The organism is Paenibacillus sp. JT22N1 (genome assembly GCF_059692155.1).
Genome location: NZ_JCAUAW010000009.1, coordinates 238,715 through 255,093, shown reverse-complemented (window position 1 = coordinate 255,093; position 16,379 = coordinate 238,715). Strand labels below are relative to the sequence as shown.

Below are 16,379 nucleotides of genomic sequence, written 5' to 3'. Positions count from 1 at the left end.
GCGAGATCATCATGACTGAAGTTACGATCAAAGTAAACGATAATGGGCCATTGCGTATTACAGGCAAAGTAGAAATGGTGGATGCGGTGGGCAACCGTTTTGAGACCAAGGAAAGTTTTATTCTTTGCCGGTGCGGTTTATCCAGTCAAAAACCGTTCTGCGATTTGACTCATAAAGGTAAGTTTGAAAGCGCTCCTCGAGCTTAGATTAAAAGATCAATATTGATCTGTCTATATTTCGTATAGCTTAAGCTTATAGTTGGAAATGTTGCTAAATTCGAAAGGAGCTTTTTGATGACAGAAAAACTAACGGAAGTACTTAACACCCAGATCGCTAACTGGAGTCTGTTGTTCACCAAACTTCATAACTATCACTGGTATGTTAAAGGGGCGCAGTTCTTCACTTTGCATTTGAAGTTCGAAGAACTTTATACGGAAGCTGCACTTCATGTGGACAATCTTGCCGAGCGTCTGCTGGCATTAGGCGGTAGTCCGGTAGCGACACTTCATGAAATTATCGAAAAAACTACATTAAAAGATGCAGCCGGCAATGAGAATGCAAATGAGATGGTCCGCACGCTTGTAGCTGATTTTGGGATTATTGTGGGTGAGCTGAAAGAGGGCATGAGTACTGCAGACCGTGAAGGTGATGAGACAACTGGGGATATGCTTTTGGCCATTCATAGCTCCCTGGAAAAGCATGTATGGATGTTGAAATCGTACTTAGGATAATGGATTGCTTCAAGACCTGAAAGAGAGTGGCTTTAAAAAGCTACTTTTCTTGCAGGTCTTTTCCTTATAATGTGACTTATATATTGCTAATAGCAAAAAAAAGAGCAGTTCCCCAGCTATCATTTGCTGTGTGGACTGCTCTCTTTTTGACGGATCGTATTAAGTCAGTTGTGGAACTCTCAAACCAAGCCCCTTGGCGATCGCTTGCCCCCATCCGGGGTCTGCTTTATAGAAGTGAGAGATTTGACGGAGTTTGATCTCATCCTTCTCTACCGGCTTCATGGCATTCACAATGTTATTTACTAAACGTCCGCGTTCTTCTACACTAAGCAATCGATACAGGTCGCCGGCTTGAGTGTAATGATCATCCTGGTCATACGGGACGCTATCGGCTGAACCGGTTACTTCAAACGGGGCTGTCTTGTGCGCTGCCGATTCGGCAGCTCCGCCATAACTGTTTGGTTCATAGTATATCGAATTTCCCCCATTGCGATCGGAACGCATTTGGCCATCGCGCTGGTTGTTATTTACTTCGACAACAGGTTTATTGATAGGCAGTGTATGATGGTTTGTCCCAACCCGATAGCGATGAGCATCAGCATAAGCGAATAAACGGCCTTGCAGCATTTTATCCGGCGAAGCCTCAATACCGGGTACGAATGCCCCAGGGGAGAAGGTTGCTTGCTCAACTTCGGCAAAATAATTGTCCGGGTTTCGGTTGAGGACCATGCGTCCAACCTCGATAATAGGGTAATCTTTCTGCGACCACACTTTCGTTACATCGAAAGGATCGAAACGATAGGTTTCGGCATCTTCCAGCGGCATTATTTGTACATACAGCTTCCAGGCTGGGAATTCACCTTTGTCTATGGCATTAAATAAATCCTCGATATGATAATCTGGGTTTTCACCGGCCAGCTTGGCGGCCAGCTCGATATCCAGGTTCTTCACGCCTTGTTCCGTTTTAAAATGATATTTGACCCAAATGCCTTGTCCATCCGCATTGACCCACTTAAACGTATGGCTCCCGAAACCATGCATATGACGGAGAGTCGCAGGAATACCACGATCGGACATCAAGATAGTGACTTGATGCAAGGATTCGGGAGACAAGGACCAGAAATCCCAAACAGCATTGGGGTTTTTTAGATGAGTTTGAGGGTGGCGTTTCTGGGTATGAATGAAATACGGAAATTTAATGGCATCCCGAATGAAGAAGACAGGCGTGTTATTGCCCACCAAATCATAGTTTCCTTCTTCCGTATAAAACTTTACTGCAAAACCGCGCGGGTCACGTACGGTATCTGCCGATCCCAGTTCGCCTGCTACCGTGGAGAAGCGTATAAATACCGGTGTACGTTTGCCAACCTCAGACAAAAAGTGGGCTTTTGTATAGGCGGAAATATCGTTGGTTACTTCAAAATATCCGTGTGCGCCGGCACCTTTGGCATGCACAACACGTTCGGGGACGCGTTCCCGGTTGAAATGGGCAAGCTTTTCCAGAAGGTGGACGTCTTGAATAAGGGTTGGACCGCGTAAGCCGGCAGTCATGGAGTTCTGGTTATCTCCAACGGGAGCTCCCCAACTTGTAGTTAAATGGCCATTTTTTGTTTCCATTTACAAACCTCCAAAGTAATAAATGAGTACAACGATGAGCAATGGTGAACCGGATTTACCAGATACGATCTCGAATCATTTCGCTGAGTTTGCGTAGGTCTCGTTTTGGGATGATGCTGAGTTGCGTGGTTCTTCTAAACGAATAAAAAAGGGGACAATCAAGCTCAAACACAACAATCCAGCTAATACTTCAAAAGAGAATAAATAGCCTCCGTGATTGATCAGATAAATCGAAAGAATCGGCCCAAGTGATGCACCTATGAACACCATAAACATGTGGAACGAAACCGCGATCGCCCGGATCTCCCCCGCAATGTGACCAATAAGTGAGATCAATGCGGGAAGAGCCATAGCAATTCCAATAATAAACACGACGCTCATCGAAACTAAAAAAATGAGGTTAGGCCAGAGGCCTAACAATCCCAAGCCGATTCCAGCAAAGATCAATCCACACCATAAAACGTTTTTGACTCCCATTTTCGCAACCAATCTTCCATCAAACGGTGCTACTAGCATTCCGATAATACCAACCGCACGGACCCATAGAATATCTTGATGACTTAATCCGAAGAGCGAACTGTTTAAATAACTTCCAAGTGTCGTGAAAAAACCAACAAGCGAAATAAAGAGCGTAGCAGAAATGATGTAGCAAAGAGGTAAACTCTTCCTTTTAAATATATAGCCTATTCGCAAAAAGGCAGAAAGAAAGCTACCATCTGGTTGTTGTGTTTTATCGTTTGGAACAAAAAAGGTAATCAAGATAAAGGATATTAAATACACCGCAAAAAGAATATAGAAAATATAAGACCAACTAAAGAATAAAACAATATAGCTGCTATATATTTGTCCAACGATACTTGCCATTAAAAATGCGGTACTGATGAACCCAATAATGGTTATTCTTCTTTTTATCGGAAACATTTCCATGGCGTAGGCTAAGACAGACGGAGGGAACATGGATGCTGCTAAACCCTGGATGGCTCGAAGGGCAACAAGCCAAGAAAAGCTGCTGACACTTCCGATTAGAGGAGTTATTACAGTTAGCAATAGTAACCCTGACAACATCATTTTTTTTCGCCCAAAACGATCGGATAAAACTCCAAAGAACAGACCTCCACCTGCAAAAGCAAACGAAAAGGCACTGCCAGCCCAAGCAGCTTGAGAAGACGACACCTTGAATAGGTCTGCAAAAACCGTTATTAACGGGATTGTTAAATACACACAAGATACTACAACTAAAGAACACCAGAAAAGGACGACGGTAATGAATGAGAAATTTGACGAGTTGGACAACGGTTCGTTAACCAAGATCCTACCCCCTTGTTCTTCAGATTTTTTAATTGGATTATTTATGTTCAGCTAACCAAACGGCTACTTTTTGAGCATCATCCCCTTTGAGGATTCCAGCAGGCATACCACCGCCACCATTTATAATTTGGTTTTTTATTTGATCAACACTTAGTTTTGAACCGATTTTTTGTAATTTCGGTCCAACTCCACCTTCCAGGTTGTTGCCATGACATGCAATGCAGCTTTTTTTGTACAGCAGTTCACCGTCACTTATTGAGGCGCTCGAAGCGCTCGAATTTGAAGCAAGGGTATCTTGTTTTGAGCAAGCAGATACCAAGAGCATAGATATAGTGGAAAACAAAATAGCCAGACATTTTACCTTCACTAATTATCACCCCCGCCTTATATAAGAACGTATCTGAGTATTACATGGAAACATCATGCGTATGGTTATTATGAATGTCCATTGCTTTTACGTTAGTAAAAACATTGACCGCAAATATCAAGATACCGATTCCAGCTACAGATTCGCCAATACGCTTTAACGTTGTAACCCAATCTGGAGCGTAGCCATGGGCCATTAAAGTGAGGGTAATAAGCATGATGGGCAGGCCGATGCCTTGCAACCAGAAGTGCCACTTCGCTAGAGGAGATTCTGCTGCTTTGGGAAAACGAAGGTACGTAAATCCGCAAAGAGCCAATGTTGCCCACCCGAAAAGATTTGTATGAGCGTGTACGCTTGTTAATGCAAAGTTAAGTGTTGTACCCATGTAAATACCGATGCAAATACCAACCAAAATATAAACGACTGCCATTTTTAAAAAACGTACTCCCATAGAATTTCCCCCTTGTTAATGTTATAAAGAACAATTCATCCGGCCGGGAATTATCCTAAAACTTAAACTTCTTTCAATTGGAAGTTTATTCAACTTCATCTTATAAGCACTGATAGGCAACTATCAATATGAATCTGACTATATCTAGTATAGATATTGCTTATATTAGCTTCGCCCTTGAAGATATAGCTAATGACTATACATGATATAGAAATAATGGAATTGTTCATGAATAATAATTTCAATATGATAGAACATAAACAGTTAAAGATCATGCGAGGAGTGTTTGCAAAATGGAAAAATATACAGATGGGATCCACCATATAACGGCTTTTGTAAAGAATGCGCAAAAAAATGTGGACTTTTATGCAGGGGTACTAGGTCTGAGACTTGTAAAAAAAACGATCAACTTTGACGCTCCGGAAGTTTACCATTTATATTTCGGTAATGAAGCAGGAAGTCCAGGCACCATAATTACATTCTTTCCCTATGAAGGTCATAAAGGGCGTATTGGTGGAGGGCAGGTAGGTGTAACAACATATGTCGTTCCTTTAGGTGCACTCGATTTTTGGAAAGAGCGCCTTGAAAGCTTTCATGTTCCTTATTCTTTGAAGACGAGGTTTGATGAGAATTACTTAACATTTACAGATCCGGATGGCTTACAGCTTGAGATTGTGGAGCGCGAGGAAGGGGATTTGAGTCATTGGTCGTTCGATGGTGTTTCAATAGATAAAGCTATCAAAGGTTTTGGCGGCGCTGTCCTTTATAGTACCGCTCCTGAAAAAACGATGAATGTACTAGAGCAGGTTTTAGGTCTTCAAAAGGTGGAACAAGCAGAAGACTTTATTCGCTATAAATCGAAGGGAAGTATTGGTAATGTTATTGACGTAAACATTGCGGCAATGGAGTGGGGCATAAGTGGAGCCGGTACCGTTCATCATATCGCATGGCGAGCCAAGGATTATGAAGACCACGAAGCATGGAGAAGCCATGTTGAGAATAGCGGCTTCCACCCTACACCGATCATTGATCGGCAGTATTTCCATGCCATTTATTTTAGGGAAGAAGGCGGCATCTTGTTTGAAATCGCGACAGACCCGCCAGGTTTTGCTAAGGATGAGCCTCAAGATCGCTTAGGTGAGGCATTAATGCTGCCAGAATGGTTCGAAAGCAATCGTGCTGAAATTGAAAAGAACTTGCCTCCCATTCAAGTGCGCGAAGTGGAGTCGTTCAAGCCATGAAACATATTTTTCGAAAAGGCTCAAATCCGAAGCTGCCGACGCTTCTTTTATTACATGGCACGGGCGGGACGGAATACGATTTATTGCCGATTGCTCAAAGGATCGCCCCGGACTCCAATGCTCTAAGTATTCGAGGCGAGGTTCAGGAGAATGGAATGGCTCGATTTTTCAGGAGATTGGCTGAGGGTGTGTTTGACGAGGAGGACCTTTTGTTTCGAACGGAAGAGTTGAACGGTTTCATTGATCAAGCAGCGAAGCAATATGAATTCGACCGCCAGAATGTCATGGCCGTCGGGTATTCCAACGGTGCCAACATTGCAGGAAGCCTCTTGTTTCATTGTAAGAATGCATTAAGAGGTGCGATTCTATTCCATCCTATGGTTCCTCGTCGGGGTATAATACTTCCCGAATTAGCTCAAATCCCTATATTTATTGGTGCCGGAACGAATGATCCGATCTCTTCTCAACAAGAAACCAGAGAGCTGCAGTCGCTATTGGAAGGTGCAGGCTCTTCCGTTGAAATACACTGGGAACATGTGGGTCATCAGTTAACGCACCAAGAAATCAATGCGGCAGCTCAATGGTTCAAAAAGCATTTCTATTCCTAACCTGTTCGTATACTTTATATGTGGAAGAAGGGTAACTTTGATATCGATCAATCCCAACAATCAAACGGAACGGGACAATTATAAGCTGTTAATCGGGAGTATTCTTCCTCGGCCGATTGCGTTTGTGACGACTCTATCGACAGACGGCATACTGAATGCTGCCCCTTTCAGCTATTTTAATATCGTTACTTCGAATCCGCCTATGCTGTCGATTTCCTTACAACGGCAACAGGGCAAACAGAAAGACACCTCAAGAAATGCGATAGAAAAGGGAGCGTTTGTCGTTCACATCTCGGATGAGTCGTATATTGAGGCCATCAATCAAACGGCGGTCAACTTGCCGTCACACGAAAGTGAAGTCGAATGGGCCCGCTTAACTCCTGTTCCTAGTACAGCAATTGATGTTCCAGGTGTAGCTGAAGCCAAGATTAGAATGGAGTGTGTCCTCGAGCAGGCGATACCCCTTGGAGGGAATACAGCAATGCCAGGTTGCGATCTATTGATCGGGCGCATCGTTCACTTCCATATTCATGAATCTTTATATCAGGAAGGCCGGATTGATCCTAATAAACTTCAGCCGGTAAGTCGGCTCGCAGGAGATTCCTATTCGAAGCTCGGAGAACGATTTTCAATAAAGCGGCCCCAGTAGGCCCAATAGGATGCCAAACTAAAAACGCAGGGTTAAGAAGATGTTACCTATGTCACTTGCGAACGCTTGGCTTAAAGAATAAATAAGGAATAAATAAACTGACGGAAGCGTGGCTGGCGCTCACGGTCGCACGAGTAAACAACACAAGCATTCATCAAGCTCAAGCCGCTGGCGTTCTCTCCGTGAAGGAGCAGAATGGCGGGCTTCTACTGAAGGTTCCGGGGTGTATCGCGTCGTCGTTTCGAAGTAACAGCATTGTTCGAAGCAGCGTTTGCGCGAGCGATGTTTCAGAAGTAATCCGATTTTATAAAAACCCTAGTTAAAGAAGAGCCTGCTTCCTATCGAGAAGCGGGCTCTTCATATTTTCAGTCTACACACATAGTGTTCCCAACGCACCAACCCTAAAATCTAGCAACCTTCACCTGAAATCTAGCGGATATATTACATGACAGGTTCCTTGATATAATGTTTACAAAGTCCAGCAATCAGTACTTTTCTATTCTGGGATGATCGGGGTGATCTATATAGAGCTTCGCCAGCTTGAATATTTTATTCAAATATGCAAATCGGGAAGTTTCACCAAAGCTAAAGAAGAATTAGGTGTGACTCAGCCTACACTAAGTCAGCAAATTCGGGTTTTGGAAGATGAGTATAATATTCCATTGTTCGATCGGGTAAGTAGGGGAGTTGAAGTAACGGAAGCGGGTAAAATTCTCTTGAATAAGGGCAACGCTATTATGAATCTTCTTGAAGAGGCGCGAAATGAAATATATGGCCGAAACAATATATCTAGAGAAACAATTTCTATTGGATGTTGTCCTGCTGAGTTTGGATATCTTGCTCCTTATTTCATGAGATTTCGCGAAAAGTACCCGAATATTTTATTGGAAATTATCGCTGCAGAGGATGCCGAGAATAGAGTTTTGGAGCAAAGGGTAGACATTGGAATCACTGCAAATCCGATTTCTGATGCTTCGGTCATTTCGACTCATTTGTATAGACAAGAAATGGCGCTATTGATTCACTCAGAACATCCTTTGGCCGATAAATCTTCGATTCCTTTTCGATCCTTGAAGCAAATGAATTCGATCATGTTTCGAGAACAAAACAAATCATTAATTGAAATGTATTGTTTCTCTTATGGGTTTACCTTGAAGTCGATAATAGAAACGTCCTCCATTTCAGTATTGATTCATGGGGTTCGTCATGGACTTGGAGCAGCTCTTATACCAACATCTTTGCTCGAAAGTCTAAGGGACGATTCTTTGCGTATTGTAAAATTAGAAGGCAATGTTCCATGTTGGGATATATCTCTTGTATATCTTAATTCCGTTATTATGAGGCCCACTGTACGCAAATTCATTCAAGAGATGAATCCATATGTCCAAGCGGTGCTGCAATAATGAAGAAGTAGTTACTTAAAGATGGTATGAGTATGGCTGCGCGTTTAGGAGACGAGACAACCGGAATATGCTTTTGGATATTCATAGCTCATTGGAAAAGCATGTATGGATGTTGAAATCTTTCTTATTTTGCCCTATAGCAGCTGCGATGATCTATCGCGTAATGAATCATAACTAGAACATCATAGCTAACGAACGCGAGCAAGACGAAGGAATATTTCCTTGTCGTGCTCGCTTATTGCGTTGGCGGTTTAGGAAACCTGAGTAACCCTACCTAAAATGTAAGCTTTCTTTCTTTTTCTTGCAGTAACCTTTATACTAGCAGGAGGGTTTTGCGCAGCTGAAAGCTTGTTTGCGTATGACAAGATCACCACTTTCCTATATATAGGATAATAAGTACACCACTGCACAGACGAAGGAGAATTATGAATGGATAAAATGCGTAAATCAGCAATGCTGTTACTTGCTCTGATGATGTGTTGGACGTTAGCGGCTTGTTATGGGAACACTGGCACATCGAGCAATGACACTGCTGAGAATCATACGAACTTGAACGCCAATCTTATGCAGGCAGGTGCTTCTCAAACGAAGCCTTCTCCGGATGAGCCTGCCTGGAAGCTGGACACGACACCGATTACGTTTGACTGGTATATCAATTTCGATTGGTTCACCAGCAAGTGGGGAGGAAACGTCGTTTCCGATTATATAACGAAGAAGACGGGCGTCAGCTTGAACTTTATCATGCCTGCTGGCGACGCCAGCGAGAAGCTCAACACGATGATGGCAGCAAGGACGCTCCCTGACTTCATCACGCTAGGCTGGTACGAGGATGCCGTGTTGAAGATGATCAAGGGAGATATGGTGCTTCCATTGAATAAGCTAGCGGATCAGTATGATCCTTATTTCATTAAAGTCGCAGACCCTGCAAAGCTTAGCTGGTATACACAGGCTGACGGCAATGTGTATGGCTACCCGAATGCATCTTCATCCCCTGCGGATTATCGAAAATATGGTCAGCTTTTTACATCTAATCAGACCTTTGTTGTTCGGAAAGACATGTATGAAGCACTTGGGAAGCCAGATATGAGCACGCCGGAAGGGTTTCTCGGCGCTCTGAAGGCTGCGAAGGAGAAGTTTCCAGAAGTGGACGGCCATCCGCTCATTCCGATTGGCCTGCATGAATTTACGGAAACCGGTAACTATTCGCTGGAAGCGTATCTTCAGAACTTCCTAGCAATTCCGCAGCAGAAAAACGGCAAACTGTACGACCGTCGAAGCGATCCAACCTATCTGAAATGGCTGAAGGTGTTCCGACAAGCGAATGAGGACGGGCTGATGCCGACAGATGTCTATATTGATGAAAAACGACTGGAGAAGGATGAAAAAATATCGCAAGGGCGCTATTTTGCCATGCTGTATCAGTGGTCTGATTTTACAGAGATTAATCAAGCGTTGTATCAGAAGGACCCGAATAAGGTGTATATTGCGATTGATGGTCCGGCGAATGATGCTAATGATGCGCCAACACTTGCAGGAAATGGCGTCTCCGGTTGGACGGTGACGCTCATCTCGAAGAACGTCAAGGATAAGAAGCGGGCAATTGCCTTCCTTAGCTATTTGCTCAGCGAAGAGGGAAACAAGGATCTGTACTTAGGAGAGAAGGGCGTTACCTACGATACGATAGACGGCAAAGATCAGTTCCTGCCGGAGGTCATGCATCTGCTCAACACCGACCGCAAAGCGTTCAATAGCAAATATGGCGGTTCTTATATGTACTGGATGCTAATGGATACGAACATGAATCTAACATGGATGACGGGGATGGATGCTGTGCCTGCCAAACAAATTGCCGATTGGACGAGGGGTAAGACGATCAGTATGAGCGAGTTCGACAATCTGGATCCGGACACGACGACGAAGGAAGGTATTGCGGAAGGCCAAAACGTGCGGCTCTGGGCCGAGACGCTGCCGAAGCTGCTGTTGTCCAAGTCGGATGCTGAATTCGATCAAATGTTCACCGAATTCATGAACAGCATTACCAAGGATCCCGAGTATGAAGCCATCGTAGCTAGCCGTCAAGCAGCCTATGAACGAAATGTACAGAAGCTGAAGTCGTCGCTCAATCAATAGTTCTATAGAGGAAGCGGTAGGATGTGAAGCAGGAGATGGGATTCGCGGCAATCCGTTGGTTATTGGGGATACGTACATTTACGGTTAAACTTTCGCTTCAAGTCAAACTGATTCTGTCATTTGTATTCGTTATCTTGATACCGGTTGTTCTATTCTCCTGGTATACGCTCAATGAAGAGACCGCCAAGGCAATGGAAGAATTGACGAAGAACAACGAGAATGTGCTGGCGGTCGAGAAAATAAACATTGAGAATAACATGGAGCTGATGGGATGGACCGATCAGCTTGCGTTATCCAATCGGGAAATGAACAATTATCTGCAAATTGAACAAATTCAGGATACAGCGCGTGTTCTTCATATTAAGCATGATGTTGTCAACAACTTTCAATATTTTCTGTTCAACAATCCACGAATTGCGAATGTCCGGTTGTTCACGGACAACCCTTATGTGAATGAGATTTGGCCAGTCATTCTACAGGAATCACGTATTCAGGACAAGCCTTGGCATGATGAGGTGATGAAGCAGAGCGGTTTGCCCTGGTGGGAGATACAGGAGAACGTCGCCCTCACCGGTATGCCATCCGAACCATCGCCGAATGAGCCCTTCATGACGTACTTGCAGGAATTTAAATATGCGGACAACGCAACACATAACGGGATTCTAGAGATATCGATGAAGCTGTCGTATTTCTTCTCTCGAACGTTCAGTAGTGTGCAGGACAAGAACTCCCAGCTGATTGTAGTAGCAAGGAGCGGACAGGTATTCAGCTTGAAGGCTTCACCTGTATTCGAACAGCACAGTGCGGAGCAATTGATGAACAGCGTGAAGCTGACGAGTAATACAGATATCGAGACGGTACAGTTCAAGGTTAATGGGCAGTCCTACTTGGCATTTCAGAGCTACATTCCTTCGATCGACGTACATCTGGTCAATATGGTTAGTCTTTCGGACACGATGGAAGGCATTAACCATTCGAGAGTTCTTTATATTGTACTCATTTCGTTACTAGTGGCATTTCTCGTACTGCTATCTTACTCGATGCAGGCGATAATTTTGCGCAGGCTTAAGGCGTTAAGAGAATCGATGCAACAGGTAAGAAGCGGTAACTTCAACGTCGAGCTGCCCCCGATAACTGGTACCGATGAGGTAGGAGAGCTGGGCCTGCATTACCATAAGCTCATTCTGAAGATTAACGAGCTCATTCAAGAGCAGGCAGCTAGGCAGGCGGCAGGCAAAGAAGCAGAGCTTCGGGCGCTGAAGAACCAGATCGATTCCCACTTCCTCTACAATACGCTGGAGAACGTCAAGATGCTGGCGGAGATTGAAGGGCAGTACCTTATATCGGACATAATGACCTCGCTAGGCGGTATGATGCGGTATTCGATGGAATGGAAGCAGGATCACGTGATGCTTAGCGATGAGATTAAGCAGGTCCAGCATTATGTATCCGTCATGAACATCCGTTATGATGGAAGACTTGATCTCCGATTGTCAATTGCACCGGAATGCCTTAAGCAGGAATCGCTCAAAATGTCACTGCAGCCCGCAGTCGAGAATGCAATCAAGCATGGGATGAGCCGGATGCATTCCAGCGACGGAAATCTTGTCATTACGATCTCTGCCGTCCTGCGTGATCAAGCTTGTGTCATAGAGATCACTGACAGCGGCTGCGGCATACCGGAAGAGAAGCTGGGCATATTGAACCGAATGCTACGAATGGAAGAGTCCGCTTACCAGAATGTCCGGCAATTATTCGTTCGCAAAAATAACCAGGACAGCAATGGAATCGGTCTGCGTAATGTGGACCAACGCTTAGTGATGAGCTATGGGACGGAATATGGGATTCAGATCGAGAGTCAGGAAGGAAGCTATACACGCATAATCATGACTTTGCCGTATCGGGTCATGGGAGGGGGATTAGACATCTATGATTAGCTTGCTGATCGTCGACGACGAGAAGATCATTCGGAGGGGCTTGCAATCGGTGATTGAGAGGCAGTTTCCTAATCTGTTCAACTACCGATTTGCCGAGAATGGACAAGAGGCGCTGGAGCTGCTTAGCCAGGAGCCTGCGGATATTATGTTCACAGATATCCGAATGCCAATTATGGATGGGATCGAACTGCTCGAGCAGCTGCAAGACCATCCGGTTAAACCCGAGGTTGTATTGCTGTCTGGCTATAATGACTTCGTATATGCGCAGAAAGGGATCCGCTATGCTGTAAAGGATTATCTTGTAAAGCCTGTGATGCGGGAGGAGTTGTTTTCCGTCCTGGAGCGATTAATGCGGGACATAAGGATGAGAGAAGAGCGAGCAGACAAGGCGGGCGAAGATGCCGTCCTTGTTGCTGCCGAGCTAGTTACCCTGCATTTGACCCAGAAGGATGCTGGAGAAGCGATAACACAGAACAAACTGAAGCAGGCAGGCTTAAGCTGGTTGGATGCAGGATATACGCTGGGCTTGCTTACGCGACGCGGTGGAGGATCACAGGCTAGCAGTACGGATGCTGCTTCTTTCAGGAATCAGATCGCTGAGCTGTTACAAGGGCATATGGATTGGATGCTCACGCGCGATGGAAAAGGCGGAACGATTATGATCGCACGCGATCCGGTTATGTTCTACCAGTTGGCGGAACGGTGGAGGTTGAGTGTATATGAGTCGCAGTTGCGAATCGCGATTAGCGAGTCTGTTCAAGGGATAGAGCAGATAAGGTGGGCATATAGCCAAACGAAGCAAACCTTGAAATACAGTATTGTGCTTCCAGAACTCGATGTGCTGGACTACACCAGCATAAGTGAGCGCAATGAGCGGCATGTCATTCCTGTTGAGTTGATTGGGCGATTATCGAATCTGATGGGAATGGGACGCGGGAACGAAATGAAGCAGCTTCTCAATCAAATTCTAGATGTTCGTATAATTAGCTGCTGTGAAATCGGCTACCTGGAACGGATCAGCCAGCTGCTCAATGAAGAGCTGTTCGACAAGGTGTTCCGCATATACGGAAATAGAGTGCTTGGCCTATTATGTCAATACGCCTCTGTTGGCCATATCGGGAATTTCGAACGATTTGAACATTATTATGCAGTTGTTGAGCAGCTTCTCGATAGTCTGGATCGGTTCATCCAAGATCGGAGAGAGCAAGCGCCTACGGAGCCAAATACGATGCAAAAAGTTCTCGCCTACTTGCAGACGCATTATGCCGACGATTTGAACATGGCGGTCGTGTCCAACCACTTCTCACTCAATTACTCGTACTTCAGCCAAGCCTTCCAAGAATATTACGGTGAGAGTTTCTCGAACTATGTTCGCCGGTTAAGACTGGACAAGGCGAAGGAGCTGCTGGTGCACTCCGATTTGAAGGTGTACGAAATCAGTGATCAGGTTGGATTTGAAAATGTGAAGCATTTTACGAGAATATTCAAGGATACCGAAGGCATAACAGCGCTGGAATACCGAAGCCAGCGAAGGCTGTTTGAAATCCAAGTGAGCTATGATTGAACTGAACTTAGCAGGACCCCCATCGGTAATAAATTGAATACTGAAGCGAGAAACGATATTCGAATCCTAAACCAGTTAAATTCTTCCAGACTTAATAAGCTAACGGACAACGACAGAAAACGATAACTCAATCGAAGCTTAAGGCAGCTGGCCAGAACGGTCAGCTGCCTTTTCTCAACAAACGGGTTTGACCACATCGCAGACATTGTCTCAATATCAGAACCTGTGGTAACGGAGATTGCTGAAGATAATCGCTTAGCTAAAACCAACTAATATATTGTCAACACTCCGGCGAAAGCAACCAACTTTTTGGCGTGATCAAACCGATGGATTTCCCCGATCTCAGACAAAATCGTTGCAGCGCTTTTGCTACCTATTCCGGGAATCGATTGGATAATCTGATAAGCTTCAACTGCTTCAGCAAGGGCATCTATCTGGCTTCGAAGATGGGAAAGATGCTCTCGGTATTGAAGGAGTAAGTCGATAAATAGTGTCAGGCTTACTAGGTGGCTGCTATACCTTACTTTCTGAAACGGATTGTTTGCTGCAACTGCCATGATACGGCTTGCCTTTTCACTAGCCCATCGGTCAGAACGACTGGGGCATAGGCAAGTAATTGCATAGGTGATATTCGCTTCTCCCACTGCTTGAAAGGCTGCAGGAGTCGTAAATTGCTTAAGGAGTTGTAGTGAAACTCTTGAATAGAGATCACCAAAGATACCTCTGTAAACTTGATCTAATACGGCTTGGAACTGAAGTTTCACCTGTACATACACTTGCGTAAGCGAGTCAAATTGACGCGTTAGATGCCTAAGATTCAGCAGTTGGACCCCTCGTTGTTTATGGTCTTTAAATTCCTCTTTGTAGTACAACTCACATAGTCTATGAAAAGCTCTCTCCTTTTAGTGAAATTGCCGCTACCCCAAAAACATCTCATAGTTCCACAACATCACTTGTTATGCGAGATCTAATCGTCGTTGCGGCCTACGGTATTCTTGAACAAGGTGGATACATAGTTGCGAGACAGGTTCAGGTAATCGGCCAGGCCGCTGTTCGACATCTCGTGCTCTTAGGCGAACCAGTAGTCCAACTCCGCGAATCGAGAAGCGGGCTCTTCATGTTTTCAGACTACACACATAGTGTTCCCAACGCACCAACCCTAAAATCTAGCAACCTTTACCTGAAATCTAGCGGATATATTACATGACAGGTTCCTTGATATAATGTTTACAAAGTCCAGCAATCACTCCGATCACGCTCATCACCACCAGCGGGTGAACACCCAGTACGGGAAGCACCAAGAAAATTACCCCTATGCTAACGAATAACAGAACCGGCCAGCCAGGTGAGTATAGGTGTCTGGGCAATCGCCATGTTCAAGAAACCGAAGGACAAAAACAAACCAGCAAATGCTTAAGTGCGTTACAACTTTATTGTGAAAACAGGAGTGAGATTTTCATGTTCAGGCAATTAGAATATTTCATTCAAATTTGCAAAGAAGGAAGTTATACTAAGGCTGCAGAAGTTTTAATGATTTCTCAACCTACTTTAAGTCAACAGATCCGATTTTTAGAGGGAGAAGTTGGAACCCCTTTGTTTGAGAGAGTTGGTAGAGGGATAAAGATTACAGCTGCCGGGGAAATACTTTACCAAAAAGCTCTTTTCGTGATGAGGCTGATTGAAGAATCGAAGAAAGAAACTTACGAGTTACGCAATGCTCGAACAAATAAACTTTTGATAGGCATCTCGTCTATGGACTTTTTTTGTTTAATACCCCTGTTTTTGAAATTCCATGAACAGTATCCTGGTATCACATTAAAATTTGCCAGTGCAGAGAATACATCACAGCAATTATTGAATAGTAGTATCGATATTGGCATTACCGACAATCATGAACCAAACAAAGAAATTCATATGAAGCACCTATATAAAGAAGAACAAGCATTGGTCGTTTATGAGGATCATCCATGGGCAGATCGAACCGTTATTTCTTTTCAGGAGCTAGAAGATTTAGAATCTGCCTTATTTGTTAGGGATATAAGTGTAATCGAGCAACTTCATACATTCAGCGATAAGATCACCAAATCTTTGCATTCAAAGTTTGAGTCAACTTCTGCGGAAATTCTTCTTTTTATGGTACTGCATAAGATGGGGGTAGCTATTTTACCTGCTTCTTTAATTGAAAGCTTTTTTGGTCAGAAATTGAAAATGATTCGTCTTGTAGATCCAACGCCTGTTCGTGAGATCAAGCTTATTTTTAAAAAACATCATTACAACAATCCTTCGGTTCAAACATGTATCGACTTTTTTCTAGAACAATCGAAAAAGTTGGCAGACTATGGTCATCACAAATAGGAATTATGAAAACGCTCC

At 44.2% G+C, this 16,379-nt stretch carries 14 protein-coding genes and 1 pseudogene; 10 read left to right on the top strand and 5 right to left on the bottom strand.

Annotated features, from left to right (window positions below; translation table 11 throughout):
• Positions 1-11 precede the first annotated feature (11 nt).
• The gene (locus AC58UU_RS18835; RefSeq protein ID WP_497318186.1) at positions 12-206 is read left to right on the top strand and encodes a CDGSH iron-sulfur domain-containing protein; all 195 of its coding nucleotides are present in this window, start codon (positions 12-14) and stop codon (positions 204-206) included.
• An 87-nt stretch (positions 207-293) separates the two neighbouring features.
• Positions 294-731 (top strand): Dps family protein, encoded by a 438-nt coding sequence (locus tag AC58UU_RS18830; protein ID WP_497318184.1) that lies wholly within the window; start codon positions 294-296, stop codon positions 729-731.
• Positions 732-890: 159 nt separating this feature from the next.
• Here the strand turns inward: AC58UU_RS18830 and katA are convergent, their stop codons facing one another.
• The 4 genes from katA to AC58UU_RS18810 form a co-directional block, all read right to left on the bottom strand.
• The gene (katA, locus tag AC58UU_RS18825; RefSeq protein WP_497318182.1) at positions 891-2,348 is read right to left on the bottom strand and encodes a catalase KatA; all 1,458 of its coding nucleotides are present in this window, start codon (positions 2,346-2,348) and stop codon (positions 891-893) included.
• Positions 2,349-2,423: 75 nt separating this feature from the next.
• Positions 2,424-3,656 carry an MFS transporter gene (locus tag AC58UU_RS18820; protein WP_497318181.1) on the bottom strand — a complete coding sequence of 411 codons (1,233 nt, stop codon included), beginning with the start codon at positions 3,654-3,656 and terminating at the stop codon, positions 2,424-2,426.
• Between the two features lie 37 nt (positions 3,657-3,693).
• Positions 3,694-4,023, bottom strand: a complete 330-nt coding sequence (locus AC58UU_RS18815; protein ID WP_497318179.1) for a c-type cytochrome — start codon at positions 4,021-4,023, stop codon at positions 3,694-3,696.
• Between the two features lie 40 nt (positions 4,024-4,063).
• Positions 4,064-4,474, bottom strand: a complete 411-nt coding sequence (locus AC58UU_RS18810) for a hypothetical protein (protein WP_497318177.1) — start codon at positions 4,472-4,474, stop codon at positions 4,064-4,066.
• Between the two features lie 293 nt (positions 4,475-4,767).
• Here AC58UU_RS18810 and AC58UU_RS18805 point away from each other — a divergent pair, with 293 nt between their 5' ends.
• The 7 genes from AC58UU_RS18805 to AC58UU_RS18775 all read left to right on the top strand — a co-directional run bounded on the left by AC58UU_RS18805 (position 4,768) and on the right by AC58UU_RS18775 (position 14,006).
• Positions 4,768-5,715, top strand: coding sequence for a ring-cleaving dioxygenase (locus AC58UU_RS18805; RefSeq protein ID WP_497318175.1), 948 nt, complete (start codon positions 4,768-4,770; stop codon positions 5,713-5,715).
• Positions 5,712-6,323 carry an alpha/beta hydrolase gene (locus AC58UU_RS18800; protein WP_497318174.1) on the top strand — a complete coding sequence of 204 codons (612 nt, stop codon included), beginning with the start codon at positions 5,712-5,714 and terminating at the stop codon, positions 6,321-6,323. The genes AC58UU_RS18805 and AC58UU_RS18800 overlap by 4 nt, the downstream gene beginning before the upstream one ends.
• A gap of 37 nt (positions 6,324-6,360) precedes the next feature.
• Entirely contained in the window at positions 6,361-6,972 is a 612-nt protein-coding gene (locus AC58UU_RS18795; protein WP_497318172.1) for a flavin reductase family protein, read from the top strand.
• A gap of 515 nt (positions 6,973-7,487) precedes the next feature.
• Positions 7,488-8,375 (top strand): LysR family transcriptional regulator, encoded by an 888-nt coding sequence (locus tag AC58UU_RS18790; protein ID WP_497318170.1) that lies wholly within the window; start codon positions 7,488-7,490, stop codon positions 8,373-8,375.
• Between the two features lie 429 nt (positions 8,376-8,804).
• Positions 8,805-10,505 (top strand): type 2 periplasmic-binding domain-containing protein, encoded by a 1,701-nt coding sequence (locus AC58UU_RS18785; RefSeq protein WP_497318168.1) that lies wholly within the window; start codon positions 8,805-8,807, stop codon positions 10,503-10,505.
• A 35-nt stretch (positions 10,506-10,540) separates the two neighbouring features.
• The gene (locus AC58UU_RS18780) at positions 10,541-12,442 is read left to right on the top strand and encodes a sensor histidine kinase (protein WP_497318307.1); all 1,902 of its coding nucleotides are present in this window, start codon (positions 10,541-10,543) and stop codon (positions 12,440-12,442) included.
• Complete coding sequence (locus tag AC58UU_RS18775; protein WP_497318166.1) at positions 12,435-14,006, top strand: response regulator; 1,572 nt, start codon at positions 12,435-12,437, stop codon at positions 14,004-14,006. The genes AC58UU_RS18780 and AC58UU_RS18775 overlap by 8 nt, the downstream gene beginning before the upstream one ends.
• 284 nt (positions 14,007-14,290) lie before the next feature.
• Here the strand turns inward: AC58UU_RS18775 and AC58UU_RS18770 are convergent.
• Positions 14,291-14,893 (bottom strand): annotated as a pseudogene (locus tag AC58UU_RS18770) (transposase); the annotation flags it as partial.
• A gap of 571 nt (positions 14,894-15,464) precedes the next feature.
• Between AC58UU_RS18770 and AC58UU_RS18765 the strand changes: the two are divergent.
• Positions 15,465-16,361, top strand: a complete 897-nt coding sequence (locus tag AC58UU_RS18765; protein WP_497318165.1) for a LysR family transcriptional regulator — start codon at positions 15,465-15,467, stop codon at positions 16,359-16,361.
• Positions 16,362-16,379 lie beyond the last annotated feature (18 nt).

Coding starts and splice junctions, on each gene's coding strand:
- AC58UU_RS18780 (WP_497318307.1), top strand. CDS start 10,541: ATGGGATTCGCGGCAATCCGTTGGTTATTGGGGATACGTACATTTACG.
- AC58UU_RS18830 (WP_497318184.1), top strand. CDS start 294: ATGACAGAAAAACTAACGGAAGTACTTAACACCCAGATCGCTAACTGG.
- AC58UU_RS18810 (WP_497318177.1), bottom strand. CDS start 4,474: ATGGGAGTACGTTTTTTAAAAATGGCAGTCGTTTATATTTTGGTTGGT.
- AC58UU_RS18800 (WP_497318174.1), top strand. CDS start 5,712: ATGAAACATATTTTTCGAAAAGGCTCAAATCCGAAGCTGCCGACGCTT.
- AC58UU_RS18775 (WP_497318166.1), top strand. CDS start 12,435: ATGATTAGCTTGCTGATCGTCGACGACGAGAAGATCATTCGGAGGGGC.
- AC58UU_RS18765 (WP_497318165.1), top strand. CDS start 15,465: ATGTTCAGGCAATTAGAATATTTCATTCAAATTTGCAAAGAAGGAAGT.
- AC58UU_RS18805 (WP_497318175.1), top strand. CDS start 4,768: ATGGAAAAATATACAGATGGGATCCACCATATAACGGCTTTTGTAAAG.
- katA (WP_497318182.1), bottom strand. CDS start 2,348: ATGGAAACAAAAAATGGCCATTTAACTACAAGTTGGGGAGCTCCCGTT.
- AC58UU_RS18785 (WP_497318168.1), top strand. CDS start 8,805: ATGGATAAAATGCGTAAATCAGCAATGCTGTTACTTGCTCTGATGATG.
- AC58UU_RS18835 (WP_497318186.1), top strand. CDS start 12: ATGACTGAAGTTACGATCAAAGTAAACGATAATGGGCCATTGCGTATT.